Annotated in this window: 21 protein-coding genes and 2 pseudogenes; 12 read left to right on the forward strand and 11 right to left on the reverse strand. The window is 51.8% G+C overall.

From position 1 onward, the window contains the following. Positions 1-54: 54 nt before the first annotated feature. Positions 55-414: a histone-like nucleoid-structuring protein, MvaT/MvaU family gene (locus tag CCOS865_RS11405; protein WP_119140760.1), complete on the reverse strand. Its 360-nt coding sequence runs from the start codon at positions 412-414 to the stop codon at positions 55-57. Between the two features lie 60 nt (positions 415-474). Further along, a complete protein-coding gene (locus CCOS865_RS11410) occupies positions 475-1,545 on the reverse strand; it encodes a DNA repair protein RecN (RefSeq protein WP_147406500.1) in 1,071 nt (356 codons plus the stop codon). Positions 1,546-1,965: 420 nt separating this feature from the next. On the opposite strand from CCOS865_RS11410, the gene CCOS865_RS28035 reads away from it, so the two are divergent. From CCOS865_RS28035 to CCOS865_RS11435, 6 genes are all read left to right on the forward strand, one after another. Next, a complete protein-coding gene (locus tag CCOS865_RS28035; protein WP_147406501.1) occupies positions 1,966-2,325 on the forward strand; it encodes a hypothetical protein in 360 nt (119 codons plus the stop codon). Positions 2,326-2,339: 14 nt separating this feature from the next. Next, positions 2,340-3,737 carry a relaxase/mobilization nuclease domain-containing protein gene (locus CCOS865_RS11415; protein WP_119140764.1) on the forward strand — a complete coding sequence of 466 codons (1,398 nt, stop codon included), beginning with the start codon at positions 2,340-2,342 and terminating at the stop codon, positions 3,735-3,737. A 110-nt stretch (positions 3,738-3,847) separates the two neighbouring features. Continuing rightward, on the forward strand, positions 3,848-4,570 hold the full coding sequence (locus CCOS865_RS11420; protein WP_147406502.1) for an HNH endonuclease signature motif containing protein: 723 nt from the start codon (positions 3,848-3,850) through the stop codon (positions 4,568-4,570). 591 nt (positions 4,571-5,161) lie between these two features. Further along, positions 5,162-5,545 carry a hypothetical protein gene (locus CCOS865_RS11425; protein WP_147406503.1) on the forward strand — a complete coding sequence of 128 codons (384 nt, stop codon included), beginning with the start codon at positions 5,162-5,164 and terminating at the stop codon, positions 5,543-5,545. 356 nt (positions 5,546-5,901) lie between these two features. Continuing rightward, entirely contained in the window at positions 5,902-8,394 is a 2,493-nt protein-coding gene (locus CCOS865_RS11430; RefSeq protein WP_119140770.1) for a nuclease-related domain-containing DEAD/DEAH box helicase, read from the forward strand. 458 nt (positions 8,395-8,852) lie between these two features. Then, a complete protein-coding gene (locus tag CCOS865_RS11435; RefSeq protein WP_147406504.1) occupies positions 8,853-14,174 on the forward strand; it encodes an NACHT domain-containing protein in 5,322 nt (1,773 codons plus the stop codon). Between the two features lie 230 nt (positions 14,175-14,404). Here the strand turns inward: CCOS865_RS11435 and CCOS865_RS11440 are convergent. The 3 genes and pseudogenes from CCOS865_RS11440 to CCOS865_RS11450 form a co-directional block, all read right to left on the reverse strand. Then, a pseudogene (locus CCOS865_RS11440) lies at positions 14,405-14,830 on the reverse strand (class II aldolase/adducin family protein); the annotation flags it as partial. Between the two features lie 319 nt (positions 14,831-15,149). Beyond that, positions 15,150-15,389 (reverse strand): DUF2188 domain-containing protein, encoded by a 240-nt coding sequence (locus CCOS865_RS11445; RefSeq protein WP_064615052.1) that lies wholly within the window; start codon positions 15,387-15,389, stop codon positions 15,150-15,152. A 101-nt stretch (positions 15,390-15,490) separates the two neighbouring features. Continuing rightward, positions 15,491-16,216: a DUF5677 domain-containing protein gene (locus tag CCOS865_RS11450; protein ID WP_244216085.1), complete on the reverse strand. Its 726-nt coding sequence runs from the start codon at positions 16,214-16,216 to the stop codon at positions 15,491-15,493. 366 nt (positions 16,217-16,582) lie between these two features. Here CCOS865_RS11450 and CCOS865_RS11455 point away from each other — a divergent pair, with 366 nt between their 5' ends. Next, positions 16,583-17,446 carry a restriction endonuclease gene (locus tag CCOS865_RS11455; protein WP_119140774.1) on the forward strand — a complete coding sequence of 288 codons (864 nt, stop codon included), beginning with the start codon at positions 16,583-16,585 and terminating at the stop codon, positions 17,444-17,446. Positions 17,447-17,775: 329 nt separating this feature from the next. Here the strand turns inward: CCOS865_RS11455 and CCOS865_RS28040 are convergent, their stop codons facing one another. Together CCOS865_RS28040 and CCOS865_RS11460 are read right to left on the reverse strand one after the other, a co-directional pair. Continuing rightward, positions 17,776-18,144 (reverse strand): hypothetical protein, encoded by a 369-nt coding sequence (locus tag CCOS865_RS28040; protein WP_147406505.1) that lies wholly within the window; start codon positions 18,142-18,144, stop codon positions 17,776-17,778. A gap of 260 nt (positions 18,145-18,404) precedes the next feature. After that, positions 18,405-18,515, reverse strand: a pseudogene (locus tag CCOS865_RS11460) (alkene reductase); the annotation flags it as partial. Between the two features lie 223 nt (positions 18,516-18,738). On the opposite strand from CCOS865_RS11460, the gene CCOS865_RS28735 reads away from it, so the two are divergent. After that, positions 18,739-19,836, forward strand: coding sequence for a tetratricopeptide repeat protein (locus tag CCOS865_RS28735; RefSeq protein ID WP_119140776.1), 1,098 nt, complete (start codon positions 18,739-18,741; stop codon positions 19,834-19,836). A gap of 206 nt (positions 19,837-20,042) precedes the next feature. Here the strand turns inward: CCOS865_RS28735 and CCOS865_RS11470 are convergent, their stop codons facing one another. From CCOS865_RS11470 to CCOS865_RS11485, 4 genes are all read right to left on the reverse strand, one after another. Next, the gene (locus CCOS865_RS11470; RefSeq protein ID WP_147406506.1) at positions 20,043-20,948 is read right to left on the reverse strand and encodes a pPIWI-associating nuclease domain-containing protein; all 906 of its coding nucleotides are present in this window, start codon (positions 20,946-20,948) and stop codon (positions 20,043-20,045) included. A gap of 459 nt (positions 20,949-21,407) precedes the next feature. Then, complete coding sequence (locus CCOS865_RS28305) at positions 21,408-21,608, reverse strand: hypothetical protein (RefSeq protein WP_208644518.1); 201 nt, start codon at positions 21,606-21,608, stop codon at positions 21,408-21,410. Between the two features lie 134 nt (positions 21,609-21,742). After that, entirely contained in the window at positions 21,743-22,855 is a 1,113-nt protein-coding gene (locus tag CCOS865_RS11480; RefSeq protein WP_119140780.1) for an FAD-dependent monooxygenase, read from the reverse strand. Between the two features lie 439 nt (positions 22,856-23,294). Next, complete coding sequence (locus CCOS865_RS11485; RefSeq protein WP_244216086.1) at positions 23,295-24,140, reverse strand: HNH endonuclease; 846 nt, start codon at positions 24,138-24,140, stop codon at positions 23,295-23,297. A gap of 577 nt (positions 24,141-24,717) precedes the next feature. On the opposite strand from CCOS865_RS11485, the gene CCOS865_RS11490 reads away from it, so the two are divergent. The 4 genes from CCOS865_RS11490 to CCOS865_RS11505 all read left to right on the forward strand — a co-directional run bounded on the left by CCOS865_RS11490 (position 24,718) and on the right by CCOS865_RS11505 (position 26,641). Beyond that, the gene (locus CCOS865_RS11490; protein WP_119140785.1) at positions 24,718-24,954 is read left to right on the forward strand and encodes a hypothetical protein; all 237 of its coding nucleotides are present in this window, start codon (positions 24,718-24,720) and stop codon (positions 24,952-24,954) included. Between the two features lie 81 nt (positions 24,955-25,035). Next, entirely contained in the window at positions 25,036-25,344 is a 309-nt protein-coding gene (locus CCOS865_RS11495) for a DUF3077 domain-containing protein (protein WP_119140787.1), read from the forward strand. A gap of 115 nt (positions 25,345-25,459) precedes the next feature. Beyond that, positions 25,460-25,726, forward strand: coding sequence for a DUF3077 domain-containing protein (locus CCOS865_RS11500; protein WP_119140789.1), 267 nt, complete (start codon positions 25,460-25,462; stop codon positions 25,724-25,726). Positions 25,727-26,302: 576 nt separating this feature from the next. Next, positions 26,303-26,641, forward strand: coding sequence for a DUF3077 domain-containing protein (locus CCOS865_RS11505; RefSeq protein WP_147406507.1), 339 nt, complete (start codon positions 26,303-26,305; stop codon positions 26,639-26,641). Positions 26,642-26,778 lie beyond the last annotated feature (137 nt).

Below are 26,778 nucleotides of genomic sequence, written 5' to 3' on the forward strand. Positions count from 1 at the left end.
ATGATTTCCCACTGATCTTTGTGAGGCCGAGGAACTCCATATCCTATCGCCCCGTTACTGAAGCCAGGACTCAACCGTGTCAGCACCGTACTGAGACTTCCACTCTTTCAGCAGCTTGTGATTGCCGCCTTTTGTTTCGATGATTTCGCCGTTATGTGGGTTCTTGTACTGCTTGATTTGACGCTCACGACGCTGCTTCTGAGCTACTGGAGCAGCTCGTTCAGCCTTGGTATGCGGATCGAGGATCAGCTTCACTTCACGCAGCGAAAAGCCATACTCAGCCAAGAGGTTGCGCAGTTTGCTTTCAAACTCGATCTCGCGCTTGAGGCCGTCGTCGTTTTTCAGTGCATCAAGCTGTTTCAGCTGTTCTGCGAGCTGAGCTTCCAGTGCTTTGAATTCTGCGAGTATGGACATGTAGCGGCTTCCTTGGTGTGTTTGTTGGGCTGACAGCTTAATTGCTGCTACGGGGTTGCGTCAGATTTTCAGCGACTGGATCTGGGCAACGATTGCTTCGTTGAACTCTTTAGCCAAGGCTACGTCTTGCTTGTATTTCTCAAGCGTTTCAGGAGTGAGTTCAGCCGGTAGCTTTGGAACGATTAGCTGAGCTTCGAGCTGAGCGACGACGCTTTGAATCCCAGGACTGAATTCTTTACCCACTGGGGGGAGGATTCCAACAGCTGTTCCGGGAGCGCCGATAATTACCGATCCTTTTGCTGCCTGACGCTCATCTTCGAGTTGCTTCTCTAGCGCCTGGATCTCTGCCTCAAGCTGGTTATGGAGGCTGCTGAGAGCCACCACGTCCTCTTCAATTTCGCCGCGCTCGGCCGTTTTCAGGCGCATCCCTGCATCACGACGGTCAATGCGTGCGTTGTCGAGCATGATTTTGATGCGCTCGATTGCCGGCATCTCGGACATAGCCTGTTCGATGTCGCGTTTCACTTCGTGAATCTCGCGCTCGTAGTAAGCAACACGTTCACGAGAAGACATAGCGGGTCTGCCGATGCCGTCGTAGACAGGGCTGGCAGTGTGGTCGATTGCAGCCATGGCATCTTCAAGCGTCTTGAGCTTGCGGCGCAGGTGTCGGAATTTGCGTCCGATCTCACTGATAGCAGGGCGGCCTGGTCCTTTTTGCCGGAGCTTTTCGCCTTTAGCGATGATTTCATCTTCTGGAGTTGGCTCACGTCCCTCAGCTAGCTCTGCTGCACGCAGCTCAGCAATCTGAAATTCGTACGCGTCTTTAGCTCGCTGACGCAGGACAGGAAGTGCAACAGGCGGGCGGCCCATTCTTTTATTGCCCTGGCGCTCAGCTTCCTGGTCGTCTTCGTCCTTCTCCAGCAGCTCCTGCCATTTCCAATAGAGCGTTCCTGCTCTGTCGATCAGCTTCTGGATCGCGTCTTTTTTTGGTCTCACTGCTTTTACTCCTGCCTGCTGTTCATCCTGAAGAGCTGGCTTCTGGCTGGTGAATCCACGCCACATTTTTAGTAGCGGATTGTGCGTTTGCGGCTGTGTACGTGACGTGTGACTGATTGCTGCATGTGTATTCATCGCTCTACCTCACTTTTGTGCATGCCGACGTTGATTCGTAGGGCACGTACTGCCTGTTGGGAGCTGTGAACGTATGCAGAGAATCCAAGCACTCCACACCCGCTGGCCACGTTCAGCGTGAGCTGGTCAAAAAGCGAAAATATGACTGCTGAAGTAGCGTTGAGAATGGCTCCCCAGCAAAGGTAGTGGTCAAACGATAGATGTCAATAAAATAATTAAATAAATTTATTATAACGTCAAGAATTAGATTATTTTAATGGTATAATATTTTTATTGACACAGAATGCAAGCTATGTTCGACCCCCCGCACCAAACCTCGTTCCTCGGCTTGATGCAGTGCCCAAACGCTTGTGCTCAAACCCTTCGGGTTCTGCGCGAGTTGTCAGCAATTCCAAATAAAAATAATAAGAAAGGTGAGTTATGGAAAATAATAAAAGCAAAGGCGGTCGTCCTAAGAAGGAAAATCCCAGAACCGTCGTATCAGAAGTCTATCTGACACCAGCTGAGGCTGAAGAGCTTAGAGCTGCTGGAAAAAAATTTGGATTTGCATACCTGTCGCAGTTTCTTCGCACCGCAGCATTCGCACTGATAAAGCAGAAAAGCATCGGCTTAGACTCAAGGTCGTCATTACTGGCATCACATCTCGGTGCAATCATGTCAGACATTAATTTGTTGCATGACATATCAAGCCGTCCTGGCATGCCTGAAACTGCATTCCTGATCTCTGGGTCAGTGCAGGATAAGATTAGGCGTTTAAATAACCTCATACAAAAACAATAATAAGAAGGTGATTTATGATCAGTAAGATCAAAGAGTTTTCAAAGACATTTCGGGAGCGAATAATTTACGAATTTGCCGCTCATCAATGTGATTGCGAAAAAATCAAGCATGTCGAATTTATCGGAGGGAACCTAGTCTCAGCTAATCCGTACTACGAGTTCACTGAGGCAGGGGCGCGCAAAGTCTTTGTTGATCCGGAGCAGATCATTGAAGAGTTTGGAAACCATACAGCGATGTACAAGGGTGACAGCGACAAGCTGTGTGCCCACTACATCCTTTCCCTCGCCCCTGGCGAGAAGCTGACCAGCGCGGAGTGGCTGGTGGCCGTCAACGACTTCATGCGAGGGCTAGGCTACGACAGCTCTACTAAATATGTAGCTGTGGTGCATAGAGACACTGATAAAGAGCACGTTCACATCGTCGCTTCTCGTGTGCGTCTCGTGGATCGCGACCCCGGCAGTAAGCGTGCTGCCCTGGGAGCGAATTTCCAGCTCGTTTCTGACAGCAATGACAGACATAAAGGAATGGGTGCTGCTCGTGCAATTGAGCACAAATACGAACTCTCTACACCAAAAACTGACGGCTGGAGCAAAGAACTACCTGGTCATTCAGATCCAGCTAAAGATCATGCTCATATCATACGTGGGATCTCGAAAGATGTATTCAAAGCTTCGAACAGGCCTCGTACTATGGCGCAGCTTGTTGATCGCCTAGCAGAACGAGGCGTCCAAATCCGCGTTTCTGAAAAAAATGGTGTAGTACAGGGTATTAGCTATCGACTGGATAGACTGAATGGTCGATGGATTTCTGGGTCTACAGTAATGGCAACAAAGCTCACCTGGAGCGCATTACAGCGAAACGGCGTAAGCTACTCGCCTTTCCGCGACAACGCAAAGCTTGGCGTAGGTATTGGCATCGCCCAGCCAGCAACACAATCTCTGAACAACGATGGTGCGTTATTTCGCGTGTACGTAAAGCTTCCCAAGCAAACAAAAGAGCTGAAAGAATATGTGCGTAAGCGCTCAATCCGCATGAATTTTTATAGCGGAGATGATCGTATTTCCACATGCCTTGGCTTTAATGTTGGAATAAACTACTCTTTCAGGAAGCTTAAGAAAGCTGAGGTTGAACTGGAGAGCGAGCGCAAAAGGCTTGAAGATCTGCTTCGCCAAACAATGAAAGTGGTTGAAGCCATGCTCAAAAATCTCTTTAGCCTTTTTGAGGTACACGTTGATTACAATTCTGATACTTCTGATATCACCAGGCCAGCCTTGAAACTTAGTGTCGGAGTTGAGGATAACGTCCTAGTACAGGATGCGGAGCAGTCGATCCACGAACAGAGCTTGGCTCAGCTACAGCGTTTAGCAGCGTGCTGTGCTGCTGAGCCTGCCATCTCTGAGCTTGCCTTTTAGAGCATCGCTGCGGTGACCCAGTTAGGTGAATTGGGTTGCCGTTGAGGCTGGCGATCTGATGTCAAAAATGTATTATGAGGCCTTACTGTTCAGTTATTCAGGATCGATAAATGTCTAGCGGGCCTATCTACAACGCATCGAGACCACACGTACCCGAGCGGATCAGGGAAGACCTTTTGGTCGAATCTGGCAGCAGATGCAGTGTGCGTCGTTGTACTGAGAATTTTACCTACTACGATATTCATCATATTAATTTCAATCGTGAGGACAATCGCCCAGAAAATCTAATTGTACTTTGTCTAGTCCATCATCGAATGGCACATGATAAAAAGATGAAGCGCTCGGTTCTTCAGCGCCACAAACTTGAGCTTAAGCGTGATCTGACATCAATTGCATTCGTCCGCTCGACTGAGAGTGATAGGGCGTACATTTTTAAAGAAATTGTACTTGATGCCTTTAGATACCAAGACTGCGACGAATATCGACAAATCCTAACTGAGGCTGGTTATGATTTCCCAATGGAAATCTACTTTAAGCTTAAGGATATTGTCGAGGGTGAAGTTGATTATGAGCAAAGGCTAAGGTCTCATGATCCCGATCTACGATCAAAACAAGATGAGGTAATGGATTTGATCGAGCAACTTGTGAATGTAATTGATGATTCGAAGTATCGGGTTTTGGCCGATGACTTCCGATTTATACCAGATGCTGCATTAGATACACAGGAATATTGGAATCAGGTTGAAAGGCAGAACGAGAAAGTCGATTCATTAGTCTTTAAGATTCTTCGGATTATGCAATCGATTGCTCAGTATGCGTCTGCTCGGTTTTGAATAAAATAAGCCCCATCTGCGATTTCTCAAGCGGCTTGGGGCGTAGCGCTCAGATATGCTCCAGCAATGGATTGCATCCAAAGTCGAGACTTAAGTCCTTAAATAAGTAGAAGGGAGAACACGGTCGCCGAACTTTCCCGGCAGTCAGAATCATGATTTTTTTGATCGTGCGGCCTCTCTTCTTTAATTATTATAAGTGCATACTTCGTCTTGCTCAAATATATTTAATAGTAGTGCTCTCTTGTCTTATTTGTTTTGCTTTGGGTGGAAATTACCTGCTGTGTGATAATAAATTGTTTGCTTATTGAGGTGTTGTGCGTTTTTTAAATATAATTGTGTTATTATTATAATAAATAACAATTACAAATAGTGGTGGTGGATGTATATTCGTATGAGTCAGTATTGCGATAAAGTTGTTGTGCTAAAGTCTGTTTCTATGTCAGTGGAAGCCTTTGACTCTAGCGGACATCCTCTCAAAGGTGTTCGTAAAAGTACTACAGTGCAGGTGGCCTCATTTGGACTGGATGATCCTATTCGCCATCCTGAAATCTCGGACGATAAGGCCGCAGATTTCGAAGCGTGGAGACTGCTGTGCGAGATATTGTTTCCTCGCCGCGATTGATGTCGTTCGGAGTTAAGGCGTTTAATCATCCAGGGTTGGCCTTCGCTGGAGATTCCTTTTTAGATACTTGCACGATGCTGGCGGATGGAGTGCAGAAAACCTACGCCATGTCGATTTATGAATGGAGACAGATCGAAGCAAGTGTGGAGTACGTCGAACAATGTGACTTTCGTGATGCCTCTGTGATGAAGATACAGGTCTGGTCTGTTGATCCACTTAAGCTTAGTGCGTTTGCTAGAGGGGTGGCAGTAGCTTTGAGCTACAAGCGTTCGGAGCTACTTGCTGAGTCGAGAATATCTTCTGCATTGCATGAGCTGATGTCGCCGTGGGGCTTTTACAGTGACGAGTTTTAGCCCCTCTGTCTGATACAGTGTTTTCGAAGGAACGGTGGGACCTACCGGCCCTCTAGGGGTATCTCTTGATCAGCGATAACCTGTAACATGAACGGTGGATAGGTCTGGCCGTGGCTTGATAGGTGGATTATAGAAACTTGTTTTTGGGGGCGGCTGGCCTAGGTGCTCGACGCCGCTTCGACGTAGGCTTGTGCAGGTGTAAGGCGCACCATGGGCGAGGTATTGCTGGTAAGCCCTCTGTGGTCCGGTAAACTGCGTTACCACCGGCGTTTCCTCTGGAGCGAGCGCACTCCAATCTCAGAATGCTATCATTACAGTGTCCAGTGTCTGAGATTAAGTGGAGGCGAGCGTTTTAGATGGCAAGGATGATTCCGGAGCATGGCCCACGCAATACTGACAGCTTTGGTGAGCGAGACCTCTATTCAATCTTCAAATCTCAGTTATCTAACGACTACACTGTAATCCACAGCTTACCCTGGCTTTGCTCTGCTGTGAGCAAGCTAGATAAAGGATCTCGGCCTACAGGGGAAATAGATTTCCTCATCATCCATCCCGAGTATGGTGTTCTAGCTTTGGAGGTCAAAAGCGGTAGGTATAAGTTTGAGAATTCGTGCTTCGTTCATGTTCGCGATGGCTATCAAATTGACCCCCTTGAGCAGACTAAGCGAAATGTGCACGGATTTGCTTCGTGGCTTGGTGCCACGCCGTCCTTCCGATTTAGAGTTGGATATGGATTTGTTTTTCCTAATTCGGACTTCCAACGGACTCATCTGCCGGGGATGTTCGATACTAGCGCAAGTCCGCCACAACCCCTTTACATCGATTACGAGGCGTATCCAGATGTAGCGCAGAAAGTCGTCGAGCTTATGAGGTACTGGAAAGGTACGCATAGCCAACCTGATTTGGGCCTATCCAGGGCTCAAGATCTAATCGACTATCTCTCACCAACGGTTGACGGACAGCCTAAGTGGTCTAGCCGCATTCAGTACGACAACAAAGTTTGGCTCCAGTTGACTGGCGAGCAAAGCTTGGTAGTAAAGTCTATTTTAAAGAGTCAGAACTCACTCATCACAGGGTGGCCCGGTACTGGGAAAACTCTCATAGCTATTGAGGCCGCTCGAAAGCTTTCTGCGGAGGGTCGGAGAGTTCTTGTACTTTCCTTCAATGCAAGGCTGACCGAGCATATTCGCACTCAGCTTACGGATTATAGGCTGTGTACAGTGATGACTTGGCACGGCATATGCCGCCAGGCAGCGAATGCCTTGAGCCACCCTTCTACGGGGGAGGAATGGTATAAGTCAAATTGTGTCGAAGACCTTAAGCTTGCAATAAACAAAGGACTTTTAGATGTATACGATGCTCTGATTGTGGATGAGTCGCAAGCATTGGCGGAAGCTTGGTGTGAGACTCTAATATGCTGGTTTGACGGTAAGCCTAAAACGTTTTTCTGTGATGAAACTCAGGTTTTCAAGTTCGAGCGGAATGGTGTGACTTTGAATGGATTGAGCAAAATTCTCAGTGTTGAAGCGTTTGCGCTAACCATCATTCTCCGAATGCCTAAGGCAGTTACAGAAATTCTTTATGAGGTTATTCCTCCCAGGATTCAATTATCGTCACCGCGTAACTCCGAACCCGACACAGCACTCGAAGTCATCACTCTGTCGCCTGGTGAAGAGCTGAAGCGTATCAAGTCTGAGCTAGTTGAGAGTGGTGTTGCTTCAGGTGACATAGTTATATTGACAGGTGCGATAATAAGTAGGCAGTACTACGATTTTCTCAAAAGTGAGAAAATTGCGACTGAAAATATCGCTAAGTTTCGAGGTTTGGAAGCACCAGTTGTCATAGTCTTCGGTGCCGAAGCCTTGGACACGGCAGAGCTTTTCAGTGCTTACTCCCGTGCTACGACCAAGTTTGTGGCTATTTACAATGCCCATAATCGACAGTGGCGAGGTAATTTGGATTTCCAAGCTCGGTTGCAGGCCAATCCTGTGAGTGCGGAAATTCTTGCAAAAGCTCAGGTTCCCCTGCGAATAAAGAATTTGGTTGCTCGCTCGACTTCTGTTCAGTCGCTGGGGATGAAGAGCTTGGATGTTATGTGGGCTAAGGACTGGGGAGCGTTATTAGTTGAGTTTCAGGCCCATGAAACACAGCTTCTGCTATGGGTGAATTATCTATCTCGAACTATCACTCACCCTATGTTCATATGGTATGGAGAAACGCTTACAAAATTTTATATGATTGTGCCCGAATTGGATGGTGGAGTTGAATTCTGCAATCACTACACGTTGACTGTTGACGAGTGCAAGGCATGCGGTTGCCTAACACCGCACAGTGACACCACAAAAATTGGGTGTGCACTCTGTTACACGACGGAAAGCCGTCTTCTTCCGCCTGACCAGGAAGTCATGGACCGAATCGCATTGTATGATGCGGTGATCACCTCGCGGTTGCCAAAGAATCAAACTCTTGAGCTACGTCCCCATCTCCCGATAGAAGTGGCAGCAGTGGCGGCGTTGATGCGCGCAGAGAAGAACAAGGTCCGCAGCAAAGTCCTTATGGTCCAGTTGCCTTCGGGGCGAAATCTTTATGTAACCGCCTTCGTTTTCACTCAGTCTAGGATTGCTGCATGTCTCACAGGCTCGATCATGTTAGTCGATGCGATCGCCGACGAAATTTACTACCGCTACAAAGAACTGGAACAGATCACCGTCGCTGAATGGCGTTCGATTGTCGCGAGCGCCTTTGCCACATTCAAGCAAAAGGGTTACGTGGAGTGGATAGCAAAAAAGACTTATCGGCCGGTGGAAGACTCCGAAGCTCCAATTCCCAAACGGTATAACGTCGACTGATCAAGATCGTAGGAGGGGCTCCGTAATTCTCATGCTCAAGCGGACGCCTCTCAGCCTTTCCAGTAGAGGGGGCGGTAAATATCATCAAAACTTTGCAACGATCTTTCGCAACAGTCAGGTGAAGGGTATGTCCCGGAATCAGAGCCCGTTCTGTTCAGCAACTGATCCAAGAGTTTGCTGCCAGTGTGCGTCGGCAAATAGACGAGAATGCGCTACAGGCTTTCTTGATCAAGAGTACGCATTCGCTGGCTAGGCGGGCTAGACTCGATGGTCTTGCGCCGCTTGCCCGTAACGTCTAAGTGAGTAACGTAGCTTGTCGCTAGGACACATCACGGCCAACGCGCCACAGGTAAAGATCGACGAAGCGCCACGGAACCATGTGCGCTCAGAAAAACGAAACCAGCCCGGCCGCCTAGCCAAAACGCTGAGCGAGGCTGAGCTGCAAATTAGGCAAAAGTATGGCAAAACTTCCTCAACGTTCCCGCTCTTCAAAACTCACTGGCGGTGAAGGCTTCACCTATGAAGACCTCGTCGTGGCTTACTACCTCACAGCGCTACTGCGCGAAGAGTCTGCAATGGCAACACGCGGAGTGGTGGTGCGCGTTGCCGTTCAACAACATCGTCAGGGCGAGCCCATGGACGACCTCGTTGTCGACTCTGAAGCGGCTGGTCAACAAACGAGGACCAGCCTCCAAGTCAAAAGCAAAATCGTCATCAGCAAGAATGATTCGGACTTCAAGGCGATCATGGCTGAGGCAGTCGCAACGCGAAAAAAGCCAGACTTTAGAGTTGGTTCTGATCGGTACGGCTTTGTAGCTGAAACCGTGGCAATCGGCCGTTTCGACGCTCTGAGCAACATCATTTCGCGTGCTGTAGCAAGCACGAATGGAGCGGACTTCGCATCTCGCTTTGTGAAGGGCGGCGAGTCGAGCGTTGAGGACATCAGCCTCCGAGAGGAGCTACTACCTCTCACTCAAGCTGGCAACTCGCAAGAAGAGTGGGAATTCTATCGCCACTTCGTAGGCCACCGATTCGACAACCTTGCTTCGGGTGGTGACCGGTACGCCGACCTCACCAATCGTCTGGGTGAGATTTCGACCTCTGGGGGTGAAAATTTCGCGGAGGTCTTGGCGCGCCATGTCCGCGCCGGCGAAGGTTCTGCGCGAGTCTGGAAAAGGAACGAGTTGATTCACGAAATGCGCACCCTGGTAAAACTGCGCATTGCTCCCGTCTATGAGCCGGATATTGCCATCCTTACCGACCTAGCGAAGGACGCAGTCGCGGACATTCGAGACGATATTGCTGGATTTACTGTAGATCGGCCCGCGCTTCTCACCTTATCGGAGGAAGCGGTAGCGCGCCATGTGTTGACAAACATCAGTGGGCTTCCCGGCTGTGGGAAATCGGTGGTGCTCCGCCGATATGTCGAGCGCGCCATGAAAAATGGACCGGTGCTTTTCTTAAAATCGGACCGCTTGGAAGGGGCGAACTGGAGAAGCTTTGCGAGACACCATGGGCTCATTCACCACACAGCAGCGGCACTTCTCGGCGAGATCGGAGGCTCGGGCACACCCATTCTCTTCATTGATGGGGTCGATCGCATCAATCAAGAGAATAGAGGCATCATCACCGACTTGTTACATGCAATCGAACGAGAGACAGAACTCGCTCATTGGCGTGTTTTGGTAACCTCTCGCGACCAGGGACTTGAGGTACTGAGGTCATGGATATCCAGATCGCTTTACGCTACCGGTGGCATCGGTAACGTGACTGTCGGCGTGCTGGACGATGAAGAGGCTACTGTCCTTGCAAAGGAGCATGCTGCGCTCCAGCCTCTTCTGTTCGGCGTACCTGCGGTTAGAGAAATCGCACGCCGTCCTTTCTTTGCTGCCGTACTCGCGGATCAAGCTTCTAGTCTCGGATTCGATCAAGGTGCTCCTCAGACCGAGAGTGAATTGATTGAGGCCTGGTGGCGCGCTGGAGGCCACAATGTTGAACCTGAGGCCGCGGACGCTCGCCAACGAGCCATCCTTGACTTTGCCGAGATGGGGGCCTCTTCGCTCGGCAAAGACATTCACGGGCGTGCAGTAAAACCAGAGAGCATCGCTCAACTCCAAGGACTGAGGCGCGATAAAATCATCGACGCTGTCGAGGCCGGGACAGCCTACAAATTCACACATGACATCTTCTTCGAGTGGGCATTCTACCGCCTCCTGATCGACAAGCGTGGAGACTGGCCTGACGCACTAGTTGCAGCTGGTGAGCCTCCACTGCTTGCGCGCATCGTTGGTCTACTTTCGCAGCGCGATTACGAGCGAGGCCATAGTTGGGGCAGTACATTTGCTGAACTGACTCAACGCCATCTGCGCCCTCAGTGGCGACGAGACTGGCTGCTGGGACCCTCTGCAAGTGGCAGGTTTCTGGAGCACGTCGCGGCATTTGATGCGCTCACATCGGCTGACCAACATGCCCTTCTCCACAAGTTTTTAGTATGGTTTCAAGCCGAGCGGACGATCCCTAGTCCGGTCGTTCTGCAAAGTCTGAATCTAGGTTTCGAAAGCTCAATGCTCGTCCGAGCTGCCGACATGTTGGGGTGGCCCTCGGATGTGCCAACTTGGCGACGCGTACTGGAATGGGTGTTTGCCAGGCACATCGACTTCCCAGCGCAAGCTATTCCTCATGTGGTTGACCTGTTCGGCGTATGGCAAAACATGTGTTCCGACGTCCCGAACGTGCCTTCGGCCAGACTCATCGCAATCTGCGAGGAATGGCTCATAGATCTTGAGACGAAAAAATCAGAGCGCTGGGCAGGTCTCAGGAGCGACACACTCGACAACCTGGCTGGAGACTTGCGCAAGCTCATCCTGCGCGCTGCGCGTAGCTATCCAGAACCCGCTGGGCGTGCACTGGATCGAATAACGGCTTGGGAACGCAGAGAAAACACGGTACTGAAAACGGTTTTCGCGCTCTCTGGAGTGCTAGCACAATCCTTCCCCGAGAAACTTGCACAGCTTGTGCGGAGCGAAGTTCTGGGCGAGCTTCCGAAGGACGAGCGCGACCGCAAGAGACGCCAGGACGAAGAATATTTTGCGAACCTGAAGGCGGTGAGAGATAAGCCCGAGCAGGATCGTAGCGAAGCCGAAAAGCGTATGCTCAATCAGTCTCACATGTTCCACTCCATCGGCACTGATCGTTACAACCTCGATCACATCGGCGTGGACCGGGGCGACAATCTCTTCTATCCACAGTCTCCGGCGCATGAGCCTTTTGACGGCCTTTTTCAGAGCGCTCCGCATGTCGCACGTGCACTGGTCCGCGACATTGCCAATCACGCTACAACCGGCTTTCGCCAAATTTACGAGATTAACCGCCAAGAACTTGGAACTCTGATCCCGATTCAAATCAGCTTTCCGTGGGGGCAGCAAACCTTCTGGGGTAACCAGCGGAGCTATTCGTGGTACTTCGGTGAAGGGGGGCCTCTCCCAGTCGAGGCGGCCTATCTAGCACTCACGCACTGGGCACACAAAAGGCTCGACGACGGCGCGGACCTGGCCGAACTGATCCAGCAAGTCACCGAGGGCCATGAAGGTATCGCAGCGCTCGGGCTTGCCGCGTCTCTTGTAATCGAACGAAATGAGAGGTCACCCGCTCTTCGCGCACTGCTGGTCTCTCAGCGTTTGTGGAGCCACGATCATATTCGACACGTCCAAGAAGGCAGTCGCGATATCAATCTGTTTGGGCTGGACCCCAGGGCGCGCATGAACCCCAAACAGCGAGAGGGAGATGCCTATCTCAAAGGACGCAGTTACCGCAAGTCCTCTCTGAAGGATCTGGCTTACCTCTATGCGCTTAGTGAAGATGAAGGTGAGCGAACCTCTTTCATGACTGATATCGGTCAGTTTTCGACCAATCTTCCTTACGAAATCGAGGAGGAAGTTGGCAATGAAGTTTTGGAGACAGAGATGCGCGAGCGGGCGCAGGGATGGGCACAATTTGCGAACAAGGACAATTATCGCCTAGTGAAAATGTGCGAAAATGAGAACGTTGCGCAGGTTATCTATCGCAATCCCACAGAAATTAGCGAATCTCGTAAAGAAAAATTAGAAGAAAACGCAAAAACGCTGCATGACTTTAACATCGTTGCATGGGCTGCTGATTCTCTCAGCAACGGAATAATCAATGTCCAAGCTACAATTGAAACTGCTGTGGCATTCGCAAGGACACGGGAGGATTCGAGCCTTCTGCTCAGGATCGAAGAAGCCGGTGCGGGAATAGCAATCAGACAAACAGCTGTCGTGGCCTGCGCCGCAGCGGTCATTCGATTTGATAGCACAGCAGAAAATCTTGAATGGGCTTGGTCGATCATGGATCGTATGGCCGAGATCAAAGAGCCAAACGGCCTGTTCCGCTACAGCAAATATGCCGATGACCCTCGAAATTATTACATGGCCGCGATCAAGCGCGACCTGGAGAGCAACTCGCCGAGGCCTACGTCGGCGTCCCGCCTTCTCACCTTGGCAGCTGACCCCAATCCGAATATTTCTCAGACAGCTTTCACCGGCCTCTTTGACGCACGGGTGATGCCTGAATCGCTCGTCTGGAATGCCGGTGTTCTCGCATCTGAACTATTCGCCACCCATTTTTCTAGTCGTTCCTTTGAAAATAACGGACAAGACAAGGAGGCTAGCGCTCATCGTGAGGCTGCGCTGAGGCGAGCGATTGAGCGCTTAGACGCACCTGAGAGCAAATCGACATTCATTGCACCTCCGCAACCTTGGGTCCGCAGTCCTGAGCGGCTTTACAGAGGAAAACGCTACGACGACGACTCCCAAGCGTGGACATATCCTGAATTCGACATCGATCCGCAGTATGCAGCAGGCGTGATGAAACTGTTCCCCATTGAAGCCTGGGGAGAAAGCGATGCGTATCGCCCTCAGATACTCGCGTTTACCGGCGAACTGATTTCGTGGACAGCAGGGCGGATGTTCCCCTCATTCGGTGATGAAAAGGATGATCCCTCAACGCAGCTTTACGAATGGCTCGATGCATTAGCAGGTCTGGTGGCACGCGTCATCGTCCACACGTCTACCGATGCCATAGCACATGCGTTCGTTGAGCCTTTGATGAAGCACAAACACAGAGACGTGCTTCAGTTCATCGACGTGTTGACAGATCACCTGACATGTCGCTTCATCTACGATGCTCCTGTGCTGTCCAAACGGGTTCTTGGCGTTCTAAAAGTGCTGATGAGCCGAATGCTAGACGAGGTCGACTTCTCTCCGGACAGTTATCGCTCCGGAGAAATTCGAGATCGGCACCTCAACTCGATGATTCGCTCCTTCATGTTGACGTCCGCGAAGGAGTGTCCAGGTGCAGCACGCTTTGCAAATGGCAAGTGGGACGACCTTCCAATGCTTTTTGGTCAGATCGATCGACTGATGACGGCAGCGGGTTGGGTAGACTCGGTAATGGATCAGTTTCTAATCCTCAGCGAGCGGGCAGGTAGCTTAATGCCTATCCAGGACTTCGAGCGCTTAGTGTCGGTGAGCATGGACGCCGAGGGATTCCGCCTAGAACGCTGGAAGGCAGCGGACATTCCGGCATCTATTTCAGGGGTCATCCAAAGCCTCGCACATGCCAACTACCCACTGACGCATACGCAAGCCCGCGGCCTGCTAGTCATTCTCGACCGCCTTGTAGACAGTGGCGACCGACGTGCAGCAGCACTCCAACAGTCGGAACACTTCCGGGGAATTCAAGTAAAAGGGATGGTGAAATAATGCTCGTTCCTGCATCCAAACGGTACTACTGGAGCGGAATTGTTGAAGGCTATCTTTAGGACTAACCTAGCGAACCTCATATAACAGACAAGATCGGTAGGGTGATCGTGTCCGCTCTTAGAAATGCGGACACGATTTCCACTGAACAGCCTTGTCTTTCGCGAGCGATGCTCCGGCAAGAGGGGCAGAAAATGCGAGAGCGTAAGACGACGGCTGTCGGTCGAAGCAGCTTAGTCACGATAGTCAGGCGCGATCCTATCGAGCATTCGAAGCAACGCATCCCAAGCCAATCGCATGGCATCTGGATCAGTAAGCTCACCAGCTTTCAATGCTCTAGACGGTTGGTTGAATTGCCGCTCAGTGTAAGCGCATATCTCGTCACTAGGCAGGATCAGCTTTCCTGCTTGCTGGGCTGCCAGCTGTATTTCGCAGGCTTTTTATAGATAGAACATTCGCAAGAAGGCCTCAGCGACGGTGCGGCCAGTGCTCAGCAATCCATGATTGCGTAAGATCATCACCGAGTTACTGTCTAGGTCTTCTACCAGTCGTTTCTGCTCGTCCAGATCCAGCGCGAGACCCTCATACGAGTGGTAGCCGACCTTGCCGTAGAACTCCATCGAAATCTGATTCACCGGCAAAAGCCCGCACTCCAAGGCATTTAGCGAGTGGATAATTGCCGAAGTGATGGCCACCACGCATAGCGACTAAGGTTTCATAGTCACCTCGGCCGAGGCTGAGTGATGGCAAGGCTCGCCTCATTTCCGCATGACTGATTAAGTCGAGCAGAGCTGCTCGCGCCGGTGAAAGAAATTGTAACGACCTAGTCCTCCTCAAGGAGTCGCTGATTACCCGCTGGTGTCATTCTGCGCGCAGAGGTCAACTAGCCGGGTCCCTGGAGGGCTCAGTTGTCAGGTTTTTAGAGACTGGCGCTTCGTCTGCGAAGCGCCATAGGAACCAGCGAGAAGGGCTAGTCCCTCAGCCTTTGATGTTACGAGGATCATTGCCTGGCTTGATGGTGTCTTTAGCCCGGAATTGGCCGTCGCGCCCCTTGGTCGTCATTTCACCGCCACCTTGGTTTTGCAGCATTTCTCGTGCGGCCTGCTGAGCCTCGGCCTGTGTGTCGTGGACGCTGGAAGCTCGGTCAGAATCGTTTCGCTTGTTCTCCCACTTTCCATCTGGGCGCTGGGAAATGGTGCGGTCTTGAGGTTTGCTCATGATGAAGCTCCTGTGATGGGGTCTCCATTTATAGACCAGGAAATGGCCTTTTGCCTTCTCGGACTGCGCGCCTCTGCTCGTATAAGGCTTTACCAGCATGTTTACTGCCGCCCTGTACTTCTGGAGTCGGCAGATTTCTGAGGATTAGTGTTCAGGCCTAACACTTCACGTAACGACTCGTTGTCTGGCCAAGACCTATGCATCAGCCACCAAACGCACGCCTGGCCGATACCTCGACTGATTGCCCCGATGCCTTGAAGATGGATGAGGCACAAAGCGCTGATTTCAGATTTTTCAGCCGGGGTCTCACTGTGACCATGCGTTTCGAGTGATAACAGTCGATAGAACACGGTATACAGATCTTGTACGTCGGCTTCCCTAGCCTGATCTTCTACGTTTTTGCGTCGACGTGTTTGTTTTGCCTGCTCGCTCTCCAGAAATTTCGCGGTAACGTCTTCCCCCGTATCACGATCAAAGATCCTGGCGGTACCTGCTTTCAGGTTCATTTTGAGGGCCTTCGCCAGTTCAGCAGACCCCGCGCCCATCTGGGATTCGGCATTCTCGATGGACCTGATGCCCCATAAGGATGTGATCAATTGCTCAAGCAAGCTTCGGCTAAGAATTCCCAAACAGGCTGAGTTTTCAATCGCGCCCAAAGCTGCTGCGCCCTTGACCAGCTCCGATGCACGCCTCAGTTGCTGCCGGGTAAACTCATCGCGTTCATCAGGTGAGTCTCCAGCTTCTATTTGCGATGCCTGAAATAGCACCTCAGCTTGCACCTTCAGCGACTCGACTAGCTCATTCGTACTCGGTGATAGGTCACTCATGCGATTTCGGCGCCTTTTCAACAATGTTGGTGCGGACAATATTGACTTAAGGCGAATTTTTCTACCCATCCGAACCGTTCGGAGCTGAGGATCGTCCCGCCGGTAGAGTCATCACCTTCCGCTACTACTAGCTGGTTTCGGACCAGGCATCTGCTAGCACCTTTCGGCTATGTCGATCTGATCTACTCAACCACGCCGCATCAATGCTGCAAGTCAGCTCTCTGCGCTTCGGGTGCGGCTAGCCCCTCTCTGGCTGCAAGCATCCTGAGAGCTACTGCATAGCGTAATGTAATTCATCTAAGATACAAACCAGCTTCCGACGTAGTCAAGTCAGGCTCCAATCATATTCAGGTTAATTTTTCTACCATGTATAAGACAACCCCTCGGTCGATGCTTGGCCTAATAGAAATCCTCGAACAACAACGTGAAGAACCGTCTAGTGAATTAAATTGGAAGGATTTTGAAGATCACGTTCAGTATATCTATCAGACGCTTTTGAGCCTTGGTGGCCACAACGTCGTCGTAGCTAAAGATGCTTGTTTGATAGGTAGAGATGGGGCTGAGTATCAGATTGACGTTTATTATGAGTTTGAAGTGGTTGGGATACGGCATCGAGTTGCTATTGAGTGTAAAAATACAAAAAGGCGTACAGAGCGCAACGACGTTTTGGCGTTCAAAGCAAAGATTGATGAGTTTTCAGACGTGATAGGCGTCATCGTTTCTGCAAGCGGATTCCAATCCGGGGCAAAGGATTTCGCTGAGCGGAATCGAATTTCAGCTCTGAGCATTGAAGAAATACCCTCAATTGGAAAGCTTTTGGGAATGCGGCTCCGTCATAATGTAATCCCAACCGAGCTTAGTGTAGGGGCCCCTTTTTGGACACTGTTTGACTTAGAGACAGGAGCACCTTACGGGACGAGTCATGAGAAAGGCACTCACGCATTGCTTTTTTGGTCAGAAAACCAAGCCGCTAAATACAAAGTTCGGAATCGAGTTCCGGAGAATTGGCAGGTTCGAGGATTAGAATCGCGCCATCTTTTTTCCTACATTCTGATTGTTGATGCAATGAACGGCAAGTTTGTGACGGCCCCACCTCCAAATCACACGCTCGCCGGCGATAGCAACATGTTCAGTAATATGCCGAGACAGATTCTTATCGATGAATACTGCGAGCAGTACAAGGAGCAGCTCCGTGACCGCCGCGTAATGCCAGGTCTAGGAGGAAAATGAGTGGGTAATGACATAGAAAAAGTGAAAGCGTATCGAAGTAGCTGACGGCTAGCATCCGATACTTCATTAGTTGCAGGGCATTCTGTGGTGTAAGCGGACACCTAGTGGGGGGCTTAGTATTAGTATCGGGATTAGTGAGGCTGGAGTGGATTGGGGGTGAAGGTTTTAGTCGCTGTCGTGCCTAGCTATAGCAGTTCGCGATTTTTTATTTAAGGTGAATTGAAGTCTGGTTTTGACTGTAAGTTGATGTTTTGTGAATTGAAGCTGCCCATCACGGGAGTTGCCGAGTTTAATATTAGTTTCGTCGACTCTCGATTGAGCAGCGCTTTCTACGCAATAGGCGGTATATCCAAGGTGTCAATTGCCGCTATCTTAATCAGATGCGCTCTGTCGCCACCGTCATTCCATACAGAAGAGTTTAGCCCCCAATAGAATTCATGGGCGCGCTTGCCACCGCTCGTCTCATTTTTACCATTTGTGCCGGGGCAAGTGTTCAGCCATACCACCTCTCCCTGTTTTACCTCGCACGACGGGAAGAAATACACATGGCGGTGCTTATTGCTTGGAGTGCCATCAGAATTGAAAGTCTTATCGCAAATCATGAAGTTCTTCAGATTGCAGTCCTTGAGTACACTAATAATAACGTACTCACTAGACGATGACCCTCGTCCATCTACTTTAGAGATCTTCAGTTCCATATAAACAGCTCCTTGTCTAGTTTTGGTGGCCATAAGCTACCACGATCGATCGGGCCATCCAAGACTCTGAGTACAGCTAGATCAGTATATTTTGAATGTCAGTAGGATTCTCGAAGGTGTTCATACCTCAATAGATGCTATTCGGCCAATCGGTGTAAGCCTTGGCACCGCCGCAGTAATAGGTTTCTCTGGGAGCAATGCTCAGTTCTGCACCACGGCACAGGTTGCAGTTCGACGCTTGAGAAGCGCCCGACATGCTACAGTTGCAGCACGATCTTGCCGCTTTCGGGATGTACAGCGTCAGTGGCTTGCTTCCAGCCAGCGGTTTGCTCTTTCTTCCAAATGCCCGGAGTCGCAGCGTAGCCACGGCCCTAGGTGCCTAGTCTCGGCATTCTCAAGCAGACGCTGACCGCCTTCTGGTGCCAATATGGGTAGCAGGCGTTAAAGGCGGGCTCTCAGCGGCCTTGGTACATTGTTGAGAGCCGCTCATGCCGGGTTAGGCTCTCCTTGGCTACACTCTGTCTCTATCGCTTCAAGGTATGGGGATGGTTCCTCTCGGACAGCAACGGTCATCGCTAATCAAGGAAGGTTCAAATGAGCGCTACGCCCCCACCTTCCTCGGTCGAAGATCCAGTCGATCAATTCAACCTTGGGCTTCGGTACTCGAAATCGAGACGATCGGCACCTAAGATAGTTTTTGATTGGTACCGCAAAGCTGCAAAGCAGGGCTTTGCGCCGGCACAGCATAATTTGGCGGTTTGCTACGCAGCGGGGATAGGGACCTCCCAGGATGAGGTCTTAGCTGCGCATTGGTTTCGCAAAGCTGCGCAGCAAGGGCACGCCCCCGCGCAGTGCAACCTTGGCTCGTGTTATGCCCTTGGAGCAGGAGTGCCAGCTGATGATTCGATGGCCTTTTCCTGGACCTATAAAGCCGCCGTTCAGGGCGAGGTTTCAGCCCAGTACAATCTCGGCTGTCTTTATTCATCAGGTAGGGGCATCGGGATCAGTTACTCGATAGCTGCGGCTTGGTTCAAGAAAGCAGCAGATCAAGGTAGTGATCTGGCAGAAGGCAGATACCGTGAGATGCGTGAAAGAGGTGTAAAGCCAGCCTGTTTGAGCGGCTTAGGAAAAGCCCAGCCCAAGAAGCAAGGAGATCTGTCGAAAGAAAGAGGTAAGCGGCAAAGCGTCGAAGCGTTCCGTGGGCATGCCGAGGATCGGAGCTTTGGAAGGATTGAGGTCAGCCCTTGCCCAATTTGCAAAGTCCGGATCGCGAGTCACGCCCTGAGAAACCATGTCCGGGAGTACCACCGACCTGAGCCGAAGCTTGACCAAAATGCCTCAAGACACCCTCCAATCAAGAAGGTATCTGGTCCAAATCTACCCATCTTGCCCGCATCATCCTGTCACACACCTAGCCTTGAGCAGAGTTCTGCACTCGAATCGCTGTGTCCGCGCTGTGGCGGTGATGGTGGCGTGAGGGGAGGGTGTGGTAAATGCGATGGAAGCGGGTGGGTGCCCAGTGCAATGGAGCACGATTATGTCTATCGTCCAGATCGTTCAATTGGTGAAAGTTCGCGTATCTCAAACGCTGATTACCTAGGTGGAAACGCGGGCGCTCATTTTCGTGAGATTGATGGGCGGATTGGTACGAATCCCTGTCACGACGATTACAGCGAAGAAGGCCAGGGCTGACTGCTGGGTGCAGCCATGATGAACACACTACGAATAAGCAGCTATTAGCCCCATAGCCACCCTTCATGGAAAGCAGCAGTCAGCCAGAAACAGTCAGTTGGATGATTTTAGAAAAACCCAGGTCGATTTGATCAGTTTGTTGGGTACGAACGAATTTCAACTCAAGGCCAGGATCGGGGGCAGCACTCCGGACTGGGCCAATTTGCTTAATCCGCAGGCTCAGAGTCAGTCATATTTACATGGCCCCACTCGTCCTCCCGCTGTCCCCAAGTTTTCGTGTTCACCATAATGGAGTCTTCTTCCATTGCTAGTGAATCACCTGTAGGATCCTCGACAGAGCATGTGAGGTTGCACCGAAACTCAAACGAATCATCCTGCAAGTGACCATCACCGCGCCGAACATCCGAATTAGAACCCCATTGAAGTTGAACGTCTATAAACCCGGCTGCGAACAAATGAACAGTGTCGTGGGTGATCCGCTCAACCCCGCTGATATTGACGCTGACGTGTTCCAGCGAGTAGTGATGAGCTACGCTATCTAGTGCTTCGAGAGAGTCAGAAACGACCTCGTCAATCGCTTGGGCCTCGATTGCTTCAAAAAGACTATGAGCTATAAGGCTGCGACAGTTAACCATCGCCACTCCCAACCCTCTTAGGGCATCAAGTGACTTTTCAACAAGTATTTCGACCTCCTGAGTCGGAAGGTTGAAGGTTGCCTCGCTTACATGCGTGTAATTGCTCAACTCTTTCAGCGAGTCTCGGATCGCCTTACGCTCCGGCGATACATCAAGATTTAAGTCCTTTTCCACGTATTCGTCTGACAATCCACCCTGAACCACATACCGAGCATGCTGAATTTTCGTGACCCCATCCTCAATGTGATCAACCTCATTCTTGTACCACGAACACCTCAAGACGTCTTCCTTGGGAGCCCGTTGCTTAAGAATGGAGCTGGTCAGCTCCCGCAAGGCATAGGCAAAGTTGTTAAAGCGGAGCTTATTATCAAGGTCTTCCAAATTTCGAAGCGCTGCGGCATATAGAGCGTGATGGAACTCATCCGCCCCCAGCAGCCACTCTACTGGATCTTCGATGGTGATCTCTTCTTCAGTCATGCGCCAGCAGTCCTCTCGGTAATCATCGAGCCTGGTGTTGGTCCGGTGTTTATGCAAGTCGACTATAAAAATGCGACGAGCCTCGTAGATAATACTCCGAGGATACACCGAAGTCTGAATCGCCACTTGATTCGTAGGCATCTCCAAGTGGTCGCATTTGGCCGATTGCTACCTTTCACAAACGTCTGCTATGGGTCGATGGCGGACCTGCGATTAACACGGCTGCGGCCTGAGCACCGCAGATGGCCGCCGTCACCTTGCGACAACGGCCGGGCTTTAGGATTGTTGCTCCCGCAGGTCAGCTAGTAATGGGGCTGCTAGCGACGTATGGGATGGCGATGCCGCTGTCACGGGGTTCAACAGGGTTAGATCTAGACTCGCCAATGCTAGGCAAATGCACCCATCCCGAGCCTGTGGGAGCAATCTCAATTTTTCCTGTCTCGGTCTTACAGCCCAGCATCAAGCAGCAATTCTGAGGGCTTGCAGCCCACCGCTGCGGTCAAAGGCTAAGCCGAAGTTTGTTGGTGTCACCATATCGTTCGCTGCAAACCATCCTTTCCATTGCACCGATTGACCATCGCTTTGGATGAGCAACAGCGAATACAGGTCTTGGGGTGATCGGATTTCCAAGGATGACCAGTGAAGCAGGTGGTCACCCACGAGCATCCTTGAGGCCTGCCCAAAAAGAGTGCAGTGCGGCTCACCGGCAGCTTCGGGTCGAAAGCCGCCGGTGGCGACTGACCGCTATCGACCCAAAGCGGACCCTGACAGTTAAACCGTCTGCCCGCTTCTCTTCATGCTCGGGCGAGTTTCAGATACTCACTGCTTATATTCATTGAGTGCTTCACTAAGCCCCGGATGAATGGCAGTCGAGCCTGCTCATAACGCGCAAGCACAGTAGCAAATGTTTCTCCGGGGCTTCGCCTCGCCAGCAGATGCGCCAAGGTCGAAGCATCCTCCATGCCAGTCAAAAGCCCTCTGCCTGTCATAGGCGTGATGACGTGCGCAGCATCACCAATGATCGCCATGTTGCCTCGGGCAAGCCGTTGCGGAAGGTATTCAGCGATGGGAGAGCCGCTAAGCGTCTTTGGAGAGCGGATACCTGCCAGCACGGCTTCCCGCCATCTTTCCGGCCATATGGTATGGGCACGCTTCGCTAGTGCTGACCTGACGCTGTCATCGATCATGCCTCGGGCGAGAGTTCCGACAATATGCCCTTCTGCGGTCAAACAGCCAGTACGACGCAGCAGCTCATCTTGATGGGCGTCAAACCAGGCAAATGTGATTTGTCGCTGTCCAGGCTGAACAGATCCGTCACGACCTGGCAGCGTTGCTGCAACAAGTCTGTAACTGCCTACGAACTCAATCCAAAGGCCCCCATCCGAGGGCCAGGACACCGGGTTTTGCAGCGCTTGCTCTTCAACAAGCCCACGCCAAACGAGATAGCCTGCGTATTTCGCAAACGGCGCCTCAGGCGATATCGCTCGTCGAACAACGCTACGATAGCCATCCGCCCCAGTAACCACTGGCGCCGTTTGCTGATGGCCATCTGCGAAGGTGATTTGAACTGAGTCGTCCAGGTCAGAAACAGAAGACACTCGTCTGCCGCCTTCAAGCACTATGCCGGGAGCCTCGTTCACGCGGTCTCGTAACCAGCCATAGAGCGCTGGCCAAGTAGTGAGATCTCTGTAGGCTGGGACGACCGGGAGCGCAGGTGACACACGGGGATCGTACCCGGTTGTGGCGGCAAGGAGGGCCAGATCGACGGTTAGACTGTCGCCGCCTGACGCGTGTCCTTCGGACTGCTCAAGTACACGAACTCTCAAACCTGATGCTGCGCATGCGAGTGCTAGGGTGAGTCCGGCGAGTGAACCGCCGATGATGGTGATCTCTTCGTCTGAAGCCATTGATTCAAGATCCGGTGATGAGGACAACCATGAAGGCGGGTGACGTCACGTCGACGGCATTACAAAAAAGGCGACTCATTCGTCGCCTCTATTGCCAAGGGGCAAGAGGAGCGATATTCCTGTTGGCGGGTGGCCGCTACTGACCCAATGCAGAAATTCGTCGTTCGGCTAAAAATTGCCAATAAATTAATCTTCCCCTGCACGCCCCCTAATTCAACCTTTGATGGTCGCAGGATTGGCGGGCGAGAGAGAGGCGGCTGGGAGTTGTTCCGCTTCCGCTTTGAAGAGACCTAATTTGGAAGAAAGAGGAAATTATTTCCTTGGTGTTTCTCGGAGCTGAATGGAAGTAGTGCGAATTTTCGAATAATCTCACTATTGCTATTATCCAGAACGTAAAAGTTAAGTCATAGCTAACTGGGCTTCTCATCTCCCTTTTTCGTCATTTAGGCTTTGTTCGATTATTTCCAAACTTAGCCCTGTTTTGCAGAATTTTGATATCTGTATTTGAGTTCAAGGTGTGCATGCGGCGATGACAGTTGGGGCATAGAGCAACGGTATTTTCGATGGTGTCAAAACCACCATTAGCCAACCATTGGATGTGATGGGTCTCGAGATAAGGTTCTCCGTTTTTTCGAAGAAAAGGAGCATTTTTCACACAGAGTTCACATTTCCCTTTCGCGCGCCGTTTCGCATGTTCAGCTATCCAGATAGACCGCTGAAAGTAGGTAGTTGTTGATGCGCGCTGGCTTACCTGGCGTTGCTCAGTCCTTCGGGCAGCATGCTCGACTTCAGCGTCACTCATTCTGCTGATCTTCCTTTGCTTCAGAGCAATCAGTTGCTGAAGGGATGCGGCACTGATAGCCGGAGGCAGCGCGGTTTTCAGTTGCAGGGGAAAGACCCATACGGTTCGCATAATCTTCTTAGCATCGAGCTGCGACTCTTGATATGGCGGGCTTTCCAGCTGTACTTCCCCAATATATGTGTACTGCTGAGGTACGAATACTTCAAATAGATGCACCGCAACGCCGTTGCTCGCTGAAAGATTAAGCGTTCGGTTTTGCGAAAACTTGAGAGATTGGTGACCCGTTTGCCCCATGCCGGTGTAGTGGAAAATCTCGCCTATCCACCTGTCATCGTAAACTGACTTAGTGTGATTTGAGACAATCACTAGAGTCTCTGTCAGGTGTGATCTGCGCATTCCGCCTTGAGTGCTGCATCGAAAGATGGCAGTCAGCTCGGTATTATTGAGAAAGGTTCCAGGGCTTGGAGGGGTAAATATTTCCACGGTCTACAGCTCGCGTCCTTGAGGTGGCATATCGCCAGGCACGATAGCGCGACTTCCTACAGAAGAGAAGGAAATTTCCTACAGGAGCTAAGTGGTGTGTGGCTAGGAAAGGACGTTCCACAGAACGTAGCGCAGGCTCGGCGCGGGCAATTCGAAGCTTGTGCCCCTCAGATAGGGACGACTGGTACTGATCAGCCACCACGAGCATCTTGCTGTGGTCCGCATGCGCGGTTGATAGATCAGCCCAACTAACTGTGGCAATTTCTTGCCGGTTCTCAGAATTTCCCGCTTCCGTGTAGTCCATTTCCCAAACACACTTCTTGAGCTCTCAAGCCATTGCGGCGGTGTATCCAGCCGTCTAGTCTCGCCAGGTCGCTGCCAAATCAGCGATCAGTTTTGACAGACTGCAGATAAAACAAAAACCGCATGTGCGACGCCGTTATGGTGGCTGTACGTGGGGCACCTCGAGTGCGCCGGTTTTCCTTGTTTTTTCCGGTCTGTCAACCCACGTATAGCCGCCACCTCTTGTTTGACAGCAGGTGCGTTGTGGCTCCGACCTAAAACAAGGAGGAGCTCCGTGCTCAAGATCGTTCCTGATCCACCGCTGCATTCGAAAGATTCATCCCTCTCTCTTGAAGATCTGTTGATTGAGATCTCGGAATACCTGGTCTGCGCCCTGACCGTCTCCCAGCAGACGGTACTGCTCCACGTCAAACCTCCAGGCCAAGTCCTGACCCTGGCAGCCATGCACGAAATCGAACACGCCCGCACCTTGGTGGAAGTGGCGCTGAGTCGTTTGCAGCCGCAGCACTGATCCCCGGGATTCCCCGGTAACTCAGGTATTCACATTCAAGATCAGGCCTCGCGGTACACGCGGGGCCGGGGGAGGAGTGGTATGGACAAGGATCTGCAAAAACCGGCCATCGATGCCGTGACCACCGTGGGCGTAGGTCATTTCGGCGTAGGCGCTGACTACGACACTGAAACGCCACTGTTCCGCGTGGAGGCGGGGCATCCAATGAGCCATGCGGTCGAACAGGCGACTGTGCTGATCTGTGCAGTACACAAGCTCAGTGATCTGGCGATGGGCGAAGTGGAGGAGGGGCCGACGTTGCTGACGGCGATCCACTATCTCAGCGGCATGGCCAAGGCGCTGGCTCAGGATGTGAATCATGGACTGATGATTCGCTCAGTGGCCGAGTAACCCGAGAACCGCCTGTGCAAAGCGGCACAGGCGGTTTCCTGTTGGCCTCGTCCCTGTAGGAGCGGGCTTGCCCGCGATGAGGCCCGGCCAGACACCCGCGAGAGGGAGACTGAACATGACGGAAACCACCAAAACCCCGACCACCCCTGGGCTGACCAAATTCTGCCAAGGCGATGAGCAGCCCGTGCCGTTGTTCGGCATCGAGGCGGGGATTCCTTGCCAACATGCGCGCGAACAGGCGTCGGAGCTGCTTGATTACGCTCACCACCTGAGTTTGCAGGGCGTGATGGAGGGGGATCAGCGTGCGGCTTGGGCGGCGTACTACCTCAGTGCGATGGCTAAGGCGCTGCTTGATGATGCGGAGCTTGGGTTGGCGCCTTGAAAGGGTTGGACGCCATTCCATGTCCCGGAAAATCCACGGGAGTACAAATGTGCTCTTGTGGGTTTTTCCCTGCTTGATTCCGCGCTCATGCCACCGTTTTGAAGTTGCGTAGTGGCCCACGGCTGAGGGCCAAGGCTTACCCGGCAGGGACTGTGCACCGGGCGGCCCCTTCGCGGGCAAGCCCGCTCCTACAAGGGGGATGCCTCGCTGCAGAGGTTTTGGTTTAAGTGCGCCAGGCGCAGATCTGTCTGATCCAGTACAGCCGCATAATGCTCCGGCATTTTGTAGGACATTCGCGTGTTCTTCCGAGGATCGTGTAGTCCTTTTCCCAAAGGTCCTCTTTCCCCGTGTACCCCCGTTGTGGCGGCGCTAACCCCGCTCTAGTCTCAGCTCGCCTGTCGTTTTTCAGCGTTGTGGTTGGCCAGGTGACGGGCAGAGATCTGCGTAGGGTTGCGCGGGTCGACGTGGTGAACCAGGCGCTGTTGAGCGGCAGGCTCCTTTTTTCAATCGGGCGCGGACGAGGGCTTGCCGGTAGAGGCGGACCTTGGCTGCGCTGTCAGACAGCGGGGTAGCAAGATGGAGAAGGACGATCAGCCCAAGCATGCGGCAGGGCTCAAGGTGGTCAGCGTGGTCGGGCGTGTGCGCAAAGGCAGCCACCGTGATTGGGTCCAGGCTGTGCCGGGCTTGCCCGCCAGGGAGGTGCTGCAGGAAACGTTGCAGATCCTGGCGTGCATCACCGGGCTCAGCAAGAAGGCCCTGGAGAACCCTGCGCAAGCGAAGCCACTGCTGCGCGCTACCTACTACCTCAGCGGGATGGCCAAGGCGATGATCGATGGGCAGATCCCGGGGCTGCGTGGGGAGGCGCAGGGCAAGGAGGAGATGACTCCGGATAAGGCTGAGACAGAGACTGAGTGACTTGTATATCAAGCCGCCTTGATTGATCGAGGCGGCTTTTTTATTGCTTTCGTGCGCCCCCAGGCATTAACAGTGGCTACCCCGCAATCGAGGGTTGTGGCGATAGGCTATCACTGGTTAAAGTTTCGTTTCCCCAT

The organism is Pseudomonas reidholzensis (assembly GCF_900536025.1).
GTDB lineage: Bacteria > Pseudomonadota > Gammaproteobacteria > Pseudomonadales > Pseudomonadaceae > Aquipseudomonas > Aquipseudomonas reidholzensis.

What these genes read in the sequence shown, in the direction of transcription:
- CCOS865_RS11405 (WP_119140760.1), bottom strand. Translation starts at nt 414, where the DNA reads ATGTCCATACTCGCAGAATTCAAAGCACTGGAAGCTCAGCTCGCAGAA.
- CCOS865_RS11410 (WP_147406500.1), bottom strand. Translation starts at nt 1,545, where the DNA reads ATGAATACACATGCAGCAATCAGTCACACGTCACGTACACAGCCGCAA.
- CCOS865_RS28035 (WP_147406501.1), top strand. Translation starts at nt 1,966, where the DNA reads ATGGAAAATAATAAAAGCAAAGGCGGTCGTCCTAAGAAGGAAAATCCC.
- CCOS865_RS11415 (WP_119140764.1), top strand. Translation starts at nt 2,340, where the DNA reads ATGATCAGTAAGATCAAAGAGTTTTCAAAGACATTTCGGGAGCGAATA.
- CCOS865_RS11420 (WP_147406502.1), top strand. Translation starts at nt 3,848, where the DNA reads ATGTCTAGCGGGCCTATCTACAACGCATCGAGACCACACGTACCCGAG.
- CCOS865_RS11430 (WP_119140770.1), top strand. Translation starts at nt 5,902, where the DNA reads ATGGCAAGGATGATTCCGGAGCATGGCCCACGCAATACTGACAGCTTT.
- CCOS865_RS11435 (WP_147406504.1), top strand. Translation starts at nt 8,853, where the DNA reads ATGGCAAAACTTCCTCAACGTTCCCGCTCTTCAAAACTCACTGGCGGT.
- CCOS865_RS11445 (WP_064615052.1), bottom strand. Translation starts at nt 15,389, where the DNA reads ATGAGCAAACCTCAAGACCGCACCATTTCCCAGCGCCCAGATGGAAAG.
- CCOS865_RS11450 (WP_244216085.1), bottom strand. Translation starts at nt 16,216, where the DNA reads ATGAGTGACCTATCACCGAGTACGAATGAGCTAGTCGAGTCGCTGAAG.
- CCOS865_RS11455 (WP_119140774.1), top strand. Translation starts at nt 16,583, where the DNA reads ATGTATAAGACAACCCCTCGGTCGATGCTTGGCCTAATAGAAATCCTC.
- CCOS865_RS28040 (WP_147406505.1), bottom strand. Translation starts at nt 18,144, where the DNA reads ATGGAACTGAAGATCTCTAAAGTAGATGGACGAGGGTCATCGTCTAGT.
- CCOS865_RS28735 (WP_119140776.1), top strand. Translation starts at nt 18,739, where the DNA reads ATGAGCGCTACGCCCCCACCTTCCTCGGTCGAAGATCCAGTCGATCAA.
- CCOS865_RS11470 (WP_147406506.1), bottom strand. Translation starts at nt 20,948, where the DNA reads ATGACTGAAGAAGAGATCACCATCGAAGATCCAGTAGAGTGGCTGCTG.
- CCOS865_RS11480 (WP_119140780.1), bottom strand. Translation starts at nt 22,855, where the DNA reads ATGGCTTCAGACGAAGAGATCACCATCATCGGCGGTTCACTCGCCGGA.
- CCOS865_RS11495 (WP_119140787.1), top strand. Translation starts at nt 25,036, where the DNA reads ATGGACAAGGATCTGCAAAAACCGGCCATCGATGCCGTGACCACCGTG.
- CCOS865_RS11500 (WP_119140789.1), top strand. Translation starts at nt 25,460, where the DNA reads ATGACGGAAACCACCAAAACCCCGACCACCCCTGGGCTGACCAAATTC.
- CCOS865_RS11505 (WP_147406507.1), top strand. Translation starts at nt 26,303, where the DNA reads ATGGAGAAGGACGATCAGCCCAAGCATGCGGCAGGGCTCAAGGTGGTC.